Annotated in this window: 12 protein-coding genes and 1 pseudogene; 4 read left to right on the forward strand and 9 right to left on the reverse strand. The window is 67.7% G+C overall.

The genetic code is table 11. The annotated features are described in order from the left end of the window. On the reverse strand, nucleotides 1–1,024 hold a 1,024-nt coding region (gene xseA / locus ACE3SL_RS09280), incomplete at its 3' end, for an exodeoxyribonuclease VII large subunit (RefSeq protein ID WP_374525453.1). On the opposite strand from xseA, the gene purD reads away from it, so the two are divergent. Together purD and ACE3SL_RS09290 are read left to right on the forward strand one after the other, a co-directional pair. Next, nucleotides 1,023–2,300, forward strand: a complete 1,278-nt coding sequence (purD, locus tag ACE3SL_RS09285; protein WP_374525454.1) for a phosphoribosylamine--glycine ligase — start codon at nucleotides 1,023–1,025, stop codon at nucleotides 2,298–2,300. The two genes, xseA and purD, sit on opposite strands and share 2 nt — an antisense overlap. 60 nt (nucleotides 2,301–2,360) lie before the next feature. Then, nucleotides 2,361–3,041 (forward strand): hypothetical protein, encoded by a 681-nt coding sequence (locus tag ACE3SL_RS09290; protein ID WP_374525455.1) that lies wholly within the window; start codon nucleotides 2,361–2,363, stop codon nucleotides 3,039–3,041. Nucleotides 3,042–3,071: 30 nt separating this feature from the next. Here the strand turns inward: ACE3SL_RS09290 and ACE3SL_RS09295 are convergent, their stop codons facing one another. The 3 genes from ACE3SL_RS09295 to ACE3SL_RS09305 all read right to left on the reverse strand — a co-directional run bounded on the left by ACE3SL_RS09295 (nucleotide 3,072) and on the right by ACE3SL_RS09305 (nucleotide 6,064). Further along, nucleotides 3,072–4,208 (reverse strand): MBL fold metallo-hydrolase, encoded by a 1,137-nt coding sequence (locus ACE3SL_RS09295; protein ID WP_374525456.1) that lies wholly within the window; start codon nucleotides 4,206–4,208, stop codon nucleotides 3,072–3,074. A gap of 4 nt (nucleotides 4,209–4,212) precedes the next feature. Further along, nucleotides 4,213–4,845, reverse strand: a complete 633-nt coding sequence (locus ACE3SL_RS09300; protein ID WP_374525464.1) for a cell cycle transcriptional regulator TrcR — start codon at nucleotides 4,843–4,845, stop codon at nucleotides 4,213–4,215. 217 nt (nucleotides 4,846–5,062) lie between these two features. Then, nucleotides 5,063–6,064 carry an NAD(P)H-quinone oxidoreductase gene (locus tag ACE3SL_RS09305; protein ID WP_374525457.1) on the reverse strand — a complete coding sequence of 334 codons (1,002 nt, stop codon included), beginning with the start codon at nucleotides 6,062–6,064 and terminating at the stop codon, nucleotides 5,063–5,065. 117 nt (nucleotides 6,065–6,181) lie between these two features. Between ACE3SL_RS09305 and ACE3SL_RS09310 the strand changes: the two genes are divergently transcribed. Beyond that, nucleotides 6,182–6,379 carry a DUF1192 family protein gene (locus ACE3SL_RS09310; RefSeq protein WP_374525458.1) on the forward strand — a complete coding sequence of 66 codons (198 nt, stop codon included), beginning with the start codon at nucleotides 6,182–6,184 and terminating at the stop codon, nucleotides 6,377–6,379. A gap of 149 nt (nucleotides 6,380–6,528) precedes the next feature. Here the strand turns inward: ACE3SL_RS09310 and ACE3SL_RS09315 are convergent, their stop codons facing one another. Beyond that, nucleotides 6,529–8,013: a heme peroxidase family protein gene (locus tag ACE3SL_RS09315; protein ID WP_374525459.1), complete on the reverse strand. Its 1,485-nt coding sequence runs from the start codon at nucleotides 8,011–8,013 to the stop codon at nucleotides 6,529–6,531. Nucleotides 8,014–8,249: 236 nt separating this feature from the next. On the opposite strand from ACE3SL_RS09315, the gene ACE3SL_RS09320 reads away from it, so the two are divergent. After that, entirely contained in the window at nucleotides 8,250–8,519 is a 270-nt protein-coding gene (locus tag ACE3SL_RS09320) for a hypothetical protein (RefSeq protein WP_374525460.1), read from the forward strand. A gap of 25 nt (nucleotides 8,520–8,544) precedes the next feature. Here the strand turns inward: ACE3SL_RS09320 and ACE3SL_RS09325 are convergent, their stop codons facing one another. The 4 genes and pseudogenes from ACE3SL_RS09325 to ACE3SL_RS09340 form a co-directional block, all read right to left on the reverse strand. After that, nucleotides 8,545–9,447, reverse strand: a complete 903-nt coding sequence (locus tag ACE3SL_RS09325) for a transposase (RefSeq protein ID WP_374525461.1) — start codon at nucleotides 9,445–9,447, stop codon at nucleotides 8,545–8,547. After that, entirely contained in the window at nucleotides 9,435–10,409 is a 975-nt protein-coding gene (locus tag ACE3SL_RS09330; RefSeq protein ID WP_374525462.1) for a HEAT repeat domain-containing protein, read from the reverse strand. Before ACE3SL_RS09330 ends, ACE3SL_RS09325 begins: the two co-directional genes overlap by 13 nt. Before the next feature lie 60 nt (nucleotides 10,410–10,469). Next, on the reverse strand, nucleotides 10,470–10,616 hold the full coding sequence (locus tag ACE3SL_RS09335; protein WP_374525463.1) for a hypothetical protein: 147 nt from the start codon (nucleotides 10,614–10,616) through the stop codon (nucleotides 10,470–10,472). A gap of 591 nt (nucleotides 10,617–11,207) precedes the next feature. After that, nucleotides 11,208–11,510 (reverse strand): annotated as a pseudogene (locus ACE3SL_RS09340) (siroheme synthase); the annotation flags it as partial.

Consider the following 11,510-nt stretch of genomic DNA (forward strand, 5'->3'; position numbering starts at 1 on the left):
GCTGGCGTTGGGGCGCATAGAGCGCCTCGCGTTTCGGCAGGTGCCGCGCGAGCGCCGTCAGCCGTTCGCGCGCGAGCGAAGCATGGCGACTCGCCGCGCCGATCATCCGTCCGCCGCGCGCCGCGAGTTCGGCGGCGAGCTCGGCGCGCACCGGCACCGCCATTTCGGCTGCCGCGGTCGGGGTCGGCGCGCGCATGTCGGCGGCATAGTCGGCCAGCGTCACGTCGGTCTCGTGCCCGACGGCGCTGATCGTCGGGATGCGGCAGTCGGCGATCGCCCGCACCACGACCTCTTCGTTGAACGCCCACAGATCCTCGATCGACCCGCCGCCGCGCGCAACGATGACCAGATCGGGGCGCGGCACCGGCCCGCCGGGGGCGAGCGCGTCGAAGCCGCGCACCGCCTTCGCGACCTGCGCCGCCGCGCCCTCGCCCTGCACCAGCACCGGCCAGACGATCACCTGCGTCGGGAAACGGTCGGCCAGGCGGTGGAGGATGTCGCGGATCACCGCCCCGGTCGGCGAGGTGACGACGCCGATGATCCGCGGCAGTCGCGGCAGGGATTGCTTGCGCTCGCGGTCGAACAGTCCTTCGCCGCCGAGCCGCGCCTTCAATTTCTCGAAGAGCAGCATCAGCGCGCCTTCGCCCGCGACTTCCAGGCTGTCGACGATCAGCTGATATTTGGAGCGCCCCGGATAGGTGGTAAGCTTGCCGGTCGCGATCACCTCGATCCCGTCCTCGGGGCGGAAGGCGAGCCGCGCGGCCTGCCCCTTCCACATCACCATGTCGATCAGCGCGTTATCGTCCTTGAGCGCAGCGTAAAAATGCCCCGACGCAGCGCGCTTCGCGCCCGACAGCTCGCCGCGGACGCGGACACGCGCGAAGCCATCCTCGACGGTGCGCTTGATTGCCGCCGACAATTGGCTCACCGAGAGCGCGGGAGCATTGTCCCCCGGTGCGGCCTCGGCTAACAGCCGCGCTTCACCGTCGTCGCCGGACGCCATATCGGGAAAAGGGACTGCCATGAATATCCTGCTCATCGGATCGGGGGGACGCGAACATGCGCTGAGCTGGCAGTTGGCACAATCGCCAAGCTGCGCCAAGCTCTATGCCGCCCCCGGCAATCCGGGGATCGAACTCCACGCCGAATGCGTGCCGATCGCAGCCGACGATCTCGATGGACTCATCGCTTTCGTCCGCGCCCATGCGATCGACTTCGTCGTGGTCGGCCCCGAGGCGCCGCTCGTCGCGGGCCTTGCCGATCGCCTCCGCGAGATCGGCGTGCCGACCTTCGGACCGGGCGCGGCTGCCGCGCGGCTCGAAGGGTCGAAGGGCTTCACCAAGGATCTGTGCGCACGTGCCGGCATCCCGACCGCCAGCTATGTCCGCTGCACGAGCGCCGAGGAAGCGCTCGCCGTGCTCGACGGCTTTTCGATCCCGGTCGTGATCAAGGCCGACGGGCTTGCCGCGGGCAAGGGGGTGATCATCGCCGAAACGCGCGAAGACGCCGAGGTGGCGATCGAGGACATGTTCGCCGGCGCCTTCGGCGGCGCGGGCGCCGAGGTCGTGATCGAAGAATTTATGACCGGCGAGGAAGCGAGCTTCTTCGCGCTCTCCGACGGCACGAACGTCATCGCTTTCGGCAGCGCGCAGGACCACAAGCGCGTCGGCGACGGCGACACCGGCCCCAACACCGGTGGCATGGGCGCCTACAGCCCCGCGCCGGTGCTGACGGCCGAGATCGAAGCACAGGTAATGGACCGCATCATCCGCCCGACCGTCGCGACGCTCGCGACCGAGGGAACGCCTTATGCCGGCATGCTGTTCGCCGGGCTGATGCTGACCGGCGAGGGACCGAAGCTCATCGAATACAACTGCCGCTTCGGCGATCCCGAATGCCAGGTGCTGATGATGCGCATCAAGGGCGACTTCGCCGCGCTGCTCCATGCGGCCGCGACAGGCGCGCTGGCCGAGGCCGAAGCGCCTGCTTTCTCGCACGACTATGCGCTGACGGTAGTGATGGCGGCCAAGGGCTATCCCGGCACCCCGGAAAAGGGCGGCGCGATCCGCCGCATCGCCGATGCCGAGGCGGGCGGCGTGCGCGTCTTCCACGCCGGCACCGCGCGCGACGACCGCACGCTGGTCGCGGCGGGCGGGCGCGTCCTGAACGTCACCGCGACGGGCAAGAGTGTCGCCGAAGCGCAGGCGCGCGCCTATGCCGCGGTCGACAAGCTCGATTTCCCGAGCGGCTTCTGCCGCCGCGACATCGGCTGGAGAGAGGTCGCGCGCGAGGCCGAATGAGCGGCGCTGGACGCCACGAATGCGCGCGCATAGGCTGACCCGAGCTACAGGGAGAATATCATGACGTGGCTTCAGGAAAACTGGATCATCGCGGTCGTCGGCCTCGTCGTCGCGATCGTGCTTTTGTGGTGGCTGTTCGGCCGCAAAAAGCCCGACGAGATCGAAGCCCGGGTCACACCGCCCGCCGAACCGAAAAAGCCGCTCGAAGCCGCGAAGCCGGAGATCGTCGCGGCCGAACCTGCGCGCTTCAAGCCGAAGGAGCCCGCGCCGGCACCGGTGGTCGCGACCCCGGCTTCCCCACCGCCTCCCGCGTCGGCACCCGAGCCCCAACCGGCCGCCGAAATCCCCGAAGAACCTACCGTTCCATCGGCCCCCGTCGTGGAAATCCCGGCAGCAGCGCCGCAGCCTGAACCCGAAACGCGTCCCGCACCCGAGCCCGTGGAGGTCGCGCCCGAGTCGACGCCCACGCTCGAACCTGCCCCGACGGCCAAAGCCGATAATCTACAGCTGCTGAAGGGGGTCGGTCCCAAGATGGTCGCGCTGCTCAACGGCCTCGGCATCACCAGCTTCCAGCAGATCGCCGACTGGACCGATGCCGATGTCGCGGCGATCGACCCGCAGCTCGGCGCCTTCCAGGGCCGCATCGCGCGCGACGCAATCGTCGATCAGGCCGGCTATCTGGCACGCGGCGACAAGGCCGGGTTCGAAGCGAAATATGGAGCGCTCGGCGGCGAACTCTGAAGGCCCGTTGGCGACCGATAACAGCCGTCGTCACGCCACCCCGTGATACCACCACACGCCGTCGCGGTCTTCCCTGCGGACCCGGCCTTCGACCTCGAGCCGCTTGAGGTGCGCAAAGGCTTCGCCGGTCGCGAGGCCCTGATTGTGGGCGCCGATCGGGCGGTTGAAGAGCAGCGGGAAGGCATCGACCGCGCGCATCGGCGCCTTCGCGGCAGCCTCAGCAAGATTGTAGAGCCGCATCCGGTGCTCGTCGCGCAGCGCCATCAACCGAACGTGCAATCCCTTGAACGGCTCGCCGTGCGCCGGGCAGGTGACGACATCCGCCGGGATGGTGGCGAGCAGCTTGTCGATCGAGGCGAGCCATTCGCCCAGAGGATCGGCATCGGGCTCGGTGATGTTGACCGATACGTTGGAACTGATCCGCGGCAGCACCTGATCGCCCGACACGAGCACGCCCTCGCGCTCGTTCCACAGGCAGGCATGTTCGGGGCTGTGCCCTGACCCGGTGACAATGCGCCACTGGTGCTTGCCGAAGTCGATCCGCTGCCCGTCGTGGATGCGGACATAGCTGCGCGGGAGCGCGAAGATCATGCGCTGGAACATGTTCCAGCCGCGCGCCTTCTGCTCCTCGATCGCCGCATCGTCCCAGCCCGCGGCGCGCGACTGGGCGAGCACCTCGTCGGGCGCGCTATCGCTCGAATCAGCGACGATCGCGCGCGCGGTCAGCATCTCGCCGCGCGTCATCCACAGCTTCACGCCCTGCTTCTTCGCGATCCAGCCGGCGAGCCCGATGTGATCGGGATGGAGATGGGTGCCGAAGACGCGCGTGATCCGCTTGCCTGCCAGAGCTCCGGCGTAAAGCGCCTTCCAGGCGTCCGAACACAGGGTCAGGCAAATGCCGGTATCAACGACCGCGACGCCATCACCCTGCTCGTCACCGTCGTCGAGCAGCCAGCTGTTGATGTGACCGAGCGAACCCGGCATCGGCAATCGCGCCCAGCTGATCCCCTCGGCGATGCGGATCGTCTCACCAGCGCCGGGCGCGGCATCGCCCCACGGATAGGTAAGACCCGCGTAGCTCGTCGCGGTGAAGCTGTCGTCCTGCGTCAGCGACGCGTCCGGCGAGCCGCTGGCCGCCGGGATATTGTCGTCGTCGCCGGCTGCCACGACCTCAGGCTTCGTCTTCGTGGTGCTCTTCGGCCGCGCGCGCTTCGTTCGCGGCGGTGCGCTCGGCGCGCAGTTCCTCGAGCAGCGCTTCGCGGTCGCCTTCGAGGCGGCTGTCCTCGGGGGCCTTGATGCCCGCCTTCTTCGCCGCCTTGGCGACGAGCGCGTCGAGTTCGCGCTGCGAACAGAGGCCGAGCGTCACCGGGTCCTTGGGGACGATGTTCGCGCTGTTCCAGTGGCTGCGGTCGCGGATCGCGCCGATCGTGTTGCGCGTCGTGCCGATCAGCTTGCCGATCGCGCCGTCCGATACCTCGGGATGGTTCTTCAGGATCCAGGCGATGCCGTCGGGCTTGTCCTGGCGCTTGCTGACCGGCGTGTAGCGCGGGCCGCGGGTGCGGCGGATCGTGTCCTGCGCCTGCTTGGTCATCTTGAGCTTGTAGTTCGGGTCCTTCTGGCCCTTCTCGATCTCTTCCATCGACAGCTCGTGCGCGCGGACCGGATCGCGGCCGGTATATTTGGTCGCGGCGGTCTCGTCGGCGATCGCCTGGACCTCGAGGATGTGGATGCCGCAATATTCGGCGATCTGGGCAAAGGTGAGGCCGGTGTTGTCGACCAGCCAGGCGGCGGTCGCGTGCGGCATCAGCGGGGTGGCATCGGCATTGGCCATGACCATTTTCTCCAAGCGCAAATGAAAGGGCCGCCCCTCGCGGGGCGGCCGGATATTGGCCGCGGCTATATGCTGGATTGCCGAAAGGGGCAAGGGCGGCGATTCGACATCCATGCCGTGGTAAGGAATTGCCATTGCCCAACCTCTTTCGTCATCGCGGATCAAGTCCGGGATGACGATGAAGGATAGGTTATTTCACCGTCAGCACGATCTTCCCGACATGCTCGCCCGCCTGCATTCGTGCGTGCGCCGCGGCGGCTTCGGCAAGCGGGAAGCTCTGGTCCATCGCTGGCTTCCAGCCGCCTTCGGCAAGGCGCGGCCAGAGCGTCTTGTGAATCTCGTCGGCGAGCAGCGCCTTGAAGTCGGCGCTGCGCGCGCGGAGCGTCGAGCCGGTCATCGTCAGGCGGCGGCGCATCAGCTGCGAAATGTCGACCTCGGCCTTCATCCCGCGCTGGAAGGCGATCGACACATGGCGCCCGTCGTCGGCGAGGCAGTCGAGATTGCGCGGCACATAGTCGCCGCCGACCATGTCGAGCACGACCTCGACCCCCTTGCCGCCGGTGAAGGCCTTCACCGCCTCGACATAATCCTCGGTCGAATAGTCGATGGCGAGATCGGCACCGAGAGCGCGCGCTGCGTCGCATTTATCGGCGCTGCCACAGGTAACGATAATCCGGATGCCGAACAGCTTCGCCAGCCCGATCGCGGTCGTGCCGATGCCGCTGGTACCGCCATGAATCAGCGCGGTCTCGCCCTCGCGGACATAGCCGCGTTCGAAAAGATTGTGCCAGACGGTGAAGACCGTCTCGGGCAGCGCCGCCGCCTCCGCCATCGAAAAGCCTTGCGGCACCGGAAGGCAGCTTCCCGCAGGCGCGACGCAATATTCGGCATAGCCGCCGCCCGCGACGAGCGCGCAGACCGACTGACCCAGGAGTTCGGAATCGCCGCCCGGCCCGACCGCAACCACGCTGCCCGCGACTTCGAGCCCCGGCAAGTCCGACGCGCCCGGCGGCGGCGGATAAAAGCCCATGCGCTGCAGTACGTCGGGACGGTTGACCCCCGCCGCGGCGACGCGGATCAGAAGCTCGCCCGGTCCGGGCTGTGGCACCGGCCGCGTTTCGGGCACGAGAACCTCCGGTCCGCCGGGTTCGCGGATCGCGATGGCGGTCATGGTTTCGGGCAGGCTGGTCACGCGCGTCATTCCCCCACTGGCTTTTCGGTCCCGCTAGCGCCTTATTGACAGCAAGGGGAGTCGGGTCAACAGTCGCGCGCCTTTGACGACAGGGACCAGCGAGAGAAAGGACGCAGCATGGACGATGACGACCTTCCCCGCCGTCGCGACGACACGCTCGCCACGCTGGCCCGCCAATCGCTCGATCCGCTGTCGGTCGCCGAACTCGACGAGCGCATCGCGGTGCTGGAGGCCGAGATCGAGCGGGCGAAGGCGCACAAGGCCGCCGCGGGCGGCTTCAAGGCGAGCGCCGAGGCGCTGTTCCGCAAGGGGTAGCTGCGCACTCGCCCTCCCCTTCAGGGGAGGGCAGCGAGACTGGCCAGCTTGCTGGCATTAGTCGCAGCGGGTGGGGGGCCCCGCAGCCTTGCGTTAAGTCGCAGCCCCCCACCCCGACCCCTCCCCTGAAGGGGAGGGGCTTCAACCGCTCACGCCACCTTGGCGTAGCGTAGCAAATCGACCATCTTGAAGTCATCGCCCGTCTTCGACGGATCGACCGTCGGCAGGAAGGGTTGCCATTCGGGGTCCTGCGCCAGATAGGAGCCCTTGTCGCCCTGAAGCAGCCCGAGGAACACCTCGGTCACGATCCGCCCGCCGACCGGCCCCAGCCGTTCGCCATTCTCGACCGTCTGCGCCTCGCGCAGGATGTAAAACCAGAGCGGGGTGCGGTCGTCGAGGCCGTGGGGCTTGAGGTCGGCAAGGTCGCCCTTCGACAGCTCGGGCAGCTTCATCGCCCGCGCGACGCGCTGGCCCGAGGGAAGCGCGAAGGTCAGGTGGCGCAGCAGATTGCGCTGCGCAAGCGACGCCGGGTTGGTCTTGGGGTCGGGGTTCGGCACCACCGAGCCCGGCAGGCGGAACAGCGCGGTCGACAGCGTCGTGTCGATCTTCTTGTTCGGCTTCACATTGCCGTCGGCGAAATCGAAGAAGGTCGGCCAGTCGACGAAGCGCCGCGGCGCGCGGCAGCCGCCCGACAGATCGTCGGGGTCGTTCGGGTTCGACGGGGTGGGCGTGAAGATCATCGCGAAGAAGGGATTGCCGCCATTGCCGGTGAAGTTCGCGCGGTATGACGGGCGGATCTGGCTGTGCCCGAAGCGATAGGCGGCGACCGAGAATTCGACCGGAATATAGGGCTCGTTGTGCCAGCTGTAATATTTGCGGCCATTGATCAGTACGTCGTCGACCACCGCATTGCCGCAGGTCCGGCGCAGGAATTCATGGACGATCATCCATTGATAGTGCCAGCGCACGATCCGCTGCGCCTCGGCGAAAATCTCGTCGGAGCCGGTCAGCTTGATCTTGGTCTTCACATGTTCGACGACCTCGTTGTGGAACTTCAGGAACGCGACCTGAAGCTGGCTGATGATGAGATTTTCGTCGTCGCGCGGGTCGCCGATCAGCGCGACCTTCTGGCTGTTGCGCGGCAGGTCGAACTTGGTCGCGGTGCCCGTGGCTTCGAGCAGGAACTTGCCGCCCTTGCCGCCCTGCGTGTCATAGAGATGCGGGCTGCCACCCGGCCCGGCGCCATAGACGTTGTCGAGGCCCAAACTCGGAGTGCGGAAATTGGCGATCTGTTCGGGATCGGCCTGCCGTTCGAGGCTGGAGGTCGGATCGAACGTCATGTCATGGTCGAGGAACTGGCCGAGGAAGGTGAAGCCCGCGGTCAGGTTGGGATTGTCGCTGTTCTTCGCCGACAGCGCCGGGTCGGTGATCAGTTCGGCGGGCGTCTTGGTCAGATTGTCCTTGGCGTCCATGATCCCGCCGGGCTTGCCGATTTCCATCAGCGCGGCGCGGACGTCGGGGGTGTCGGCGGCAAAGGGCGGAAGCTCTCCGAACAGGCGGCCGAAGCGGCCGGCATCCGAATATTTTGAGCGCGGCGGAACGATGTCGCGCGGATATACGCCGTGACGAGGCATGGCAGTCTCTCCTGCTATTTTCTAACGATGTGCGATTGTCGGGAGGGCTTCGCCGCCGCTGGGGCAGGCGTGCATCCGCTGTTCTGGCACGACACCAAGACGGTCAGGCTGCCCGCTCGGGACGCAGCGTCCAAGGACAAAATAGGCTAATTTCGGGTTTACTTGCCGGGTTGCCGCAAAGGCGCGATGGATGGCGACAACTTGCCAAGCGGCGCGAAGGGACCGAAAGGATAGCGATGGATTTCGACGACCAACTCCGCCGCTATTTCGGCACCGCCGACCTCGCGGCGATCCACCCCGAAGCCCACGCAGCGGGCACCGAACGCATGCGCGTGGATTTCGGCCTCGAAACCAATCCCGGCCGCCGCTTCGCGCTGTGGGCGCTGATGTACATGCTCGGCGTCGCGCCCGACCTCGACGTCGCATTCAAGGACGAGAGCGAGCGCAATGTGGCGCGCGACTTCATGGATATGGCGGATCGGGCGGGGGAAGCCGAGGCCGATTGAAGGCCGAAGGCCACCATCTCCCCCACTATCGGCCGTCCACCGCCGATAATCCGAGCCACCGGGCGCAATCATCGCGCACGCGCGCATCCGCATCGTGCATCCCTCGCTCCAGTACTGCCGCCCTTCCTCCGCCCTCCGTCACCGCCGCGAGTGCAGCGATCGCGTTGGCGCGTACTCTTGGCACGGGATGCGCTTTCGCGAACTGGTCGGCGATATCCTTGCCGTCATCGGTCAGGTGGACCGCGCAGCGGAGGAGCATCTCGGCGGGAGTCGAGGTCGGGCGGCGGGCGATCGTGCCATGCTCCAAATCGACGATATACTGGTCGCGCCACGGGACATGTTCGCCCTCGTCCATGATGTTGAGGCTGACCGACAGACTTTCCGGCGGGAGCTGGCTGTGGATGTCGCGGTGAGCGCGGTAGAGCATCATCCTGCCTTCGCTCAGCTGGCTGCGCTCGACGAATGTCAGGTTCAGCGGTTCGCCGAGGCGGCCATCGACCGCTTCGGCGTCATAATCATAATAGTCGCTGACATAGCCCGGCCCCCAATAGCCGGTGGTCAGGAAATGGAAATTATGATCGTGCGGCAGGCCATAGGCGAAGGCGAGCGGACCGCTCGCCGCATAGATCGCATCGCATGCGGCAGGCCAGAGGTTGGCGCGCAGAAACCAGCCGCGCGGGCTGCGGTGGAGCAGGAAGACCTGCGCCGAATAGCGATTTTCCGCGAGCTGGCCGGCATAGCTCGCCTTGAGTTCGGCGATCACGCGATCGGCGAGGAAATGACGATTGCGCTGGAGGCCGGCGAGCAGATGCGCGCAGCGGGCGAGGCTCGCTTCGTCCGAAAGATCGACCCCGCTTTCGTCGAGGCGTGCCGCGACTTCCTCGAGATCGAACTCGGCACCGGCGGGCGGATCGATCAGGCGGGGCATGGCTCGACTTTCCGGGCGGGATAGAGCGCCAGCGTCGCGGTGGCGGCGCGGCGGATTTCGGGGTGCGGGTCGGACGCCGCCATCGCCTCGACCCGCGGGCGCGCCGCGGCCGGATCGAGCGCGACGAGTTCGCGCAGCGCCGACCAGCGTGCAGCGAAATCCTCGGTGTAGGTCGCTTCGGCAAAAAGCGGAGCCGCGTCGGTGCGGCGGAAGCTGCGCAGCAGCGCGAGCGCCATCGTGCGAAAACTGCTGTCGCGACGCGAGGCCGAGACATGGGCAAGCCGGCCGCTTGCAATGTCGTAGCTGCGGATCGGCAGCGGCGACGGCGGCTGCACCGCGAGTTCGAGGAGCAGCACATCGCCGCTCGCCTGCGCAAGCGAGAAGGCCTCGCGCGTGGTGTCGAGGCATAATAGCTCGCCGTCGGTCAGCGGCCGCGGCGGCTCGCTCCGGCAAGGCGCGGCGGTTGCGGCCGAGAAGAGACCCGCCTCTTCGGCTTCGCTCAACGCGACGTGGTGGCGATGCAGCTTCGCACCGCCGCTCGCCAGAACGCGGACCGCGGCAGCGCCGGGGATGAAAACCGCGGTCGAGGACTGGGTGCCGCCCTGCTCGACGCGGTGAAACTGCAGCGACAGGCGGATGTGCCCCCGCTCTGCAAGGATCAGCCCCGCCGCCCCTTCCCCGCCGCCGACCGGGCGAAGCGGCGGGCGCGCGAAGGGATCGACGGCGAGCAGCGCCAGCGCACCCGCCAGCCTCGTCCGCAGCCAGGTGATATGCTGCAGCCAGGGAAGCAGCCGGTGCAGGACGATGTCCAGCGGCGCATCTTGCAGCGCCCCGATCGTCGCGACGAGACCATCGGGTCCCGCGTCCGCCGTCCGCCAATCGCTTTCGAGCCCGCGTGCAGCCTTCCGCAGACGGCGGCAACGATCCGGATCGTGCCGGGGAAAATGATCGTGGCGCGACATCGCAGCCCCTCCTTTCCGCTGGCCGCGGACGGCGGACAGCCGCCCGCGGCCCGGCATCCGTCAGTCGTAGATGATCATCATCACCGTGACCGCGACCTCGAACACCGAGGCGCCCGAATGCGCACTGGTATCGACGAGCGAACCGAACAGACCGACGGCCGTATCGAGCAGCGGGACCGCATCGATATCGATGGCAGGCAATGGCATGAGCCTCTCCTTGCAGACCGGCGGCGCAATCTGCCGCCGGCAACAGGGCTATGGGTTGCAGCGTGCGGGTCCCAGTTAACTTATCGTAATCGGTGCCGCCGGCGGCGGAACAGCGGGCGTTCAGCGCCTCGGGCTCTTGCGCCAGGGAAAATCCCGTGCGCCCTCTCCAAGGAGTGATCGATGCGTATACAACCTCATTCCTGACCAGCCTGGCCGCCGGCGCGCTCGCGCTTTCGGCCTGTTCCAGGCACCGCCGCGCCGCCGCCGGGCGCGGTTCCGGACAGCTTCGCCGCCGACCGCGACGGCGACGGCATCATCGACGGCCATTACACCGCCGACGGCATCTATCATCCGAACCAGCCGACGATGCCGCCCCCGCCGCCGCCCGCCCCGACGCGCATGGGAAAAAAGGCTGAGCCTGCGTCAGAGGGGAAGGCGCCGCCTTCCCCTTTTCCTGACATTGCTGGGCGCCCGCTGAAGGCGCCGTCGAACAAGCCCGAGCAGGCGGTGCCATTGCCCGCCGGGGTGCCGGTCTATCACCTACATCACCGCGACCGCCACCGCGAAGGGGGTCGCCTTTCGCGACGACGTCTACGGACGCGACGGATAGAGCCAGAGCGACAGGCCCGGCGGCGGATCGGCGGGCGGCGTCTCGGTGACATGACGCACCGCGTCGGCGCGCGCGCGGTCGAGGATCGCGGCGGGAACGTCGGCGGGATGGAAGATATGATCCGCCTCGCCGAGCAGCCGCGCGGCGCGCAGCGTGAGGTCGTCGGGGTTGCTGCTGGCGAGGCGGATGATTTCGAGGCGCGACGGCTGGGCCGCAGCATCGCCCGCGAGCCAGTCCGGCACCCTGTCCGCCGCATCCTCCGTCAGCGGATCGAGCGCGCCGCC

Source organism: Sphingopyxis sp., from assembly GCF_041916015.1.
GTDB lineage: Bacteria > Pseudomonadota > Alphaproteobacteria > Sphingomonadales > Sphingomonadaceae > Sphingopyxis.

What these genes read in the sequence shown, in the direction of transcription:
- purD (WP_374525454.1), top strand. Translation starts at nt 1,023, where the DNA reads ATGAATATCCTGCTCATCGGATCGGGGGGACGCGAACATGCGCTGAGC.
- ACE3SL_RS09330 (WP_374525462.1), bottom strand. Translation starts at nt 10,409, where the DNA reads ATGTCGCGCCACGATCATTTTCCCCGGCACGATCCGGATCGTTGCCGC.
- ACE3SL_RS09290 (WP_374525455.1), top strand. Translation starts at nt 2,361, where the DNA reads ATGACGTGGCTTCAGGAAAACTGGATCATCGCGGTCGTCGGCCTCGTC.
- ACE3SL_RS09310 (WP_374525458.1), top strand. Translation starts at nt 6,182, where the DNA reads ATGGACGATGACGACCTTCCCCGCCGTCGCGACGACACGCTCGCCACG.
- ACE3SL_RS09325 (WP_374525461.1), bottom strand. Translation starts at nt 9,447, where the DNA reads ATGCCCCGCCTGATCGATCCGCCCGCCGGTGCCGAGTTCGATCTCGAG.
- ACE3SL_RS09335 (WP_374525463.1), bottom strand. Translation starts at nt 10,616, where the DNA reads ATGCCATTGCCTGCCATCGATATCGATGCGGTCCCGCTGCTCGATACG.
- ACE3SL_RS09320 (WP_374525460.1), top strand. Translation starts at nt 8,250, where the DNA reads ATGGATTTCGACGACCAACTCCGCCGCTATTTCGGCACCGCCGACCTC.
- ACE3SL_RS09300 (WP_374525464.1), bottom strand. Translation starts at nt 4,845, where the DNA reads ATGCCGCACGCGACCGCCGCCTGGCTGGTCGACAACACCGGCCTCACC.
- ACE3SL_RS09315 (WP_374525459.1), bottom strand. Translation starts at nt 8,013, where the DNA reads ATGCCTCGTCACGGCGTATATCCGCGCGACATCGTTCCGCCGCGCTCA.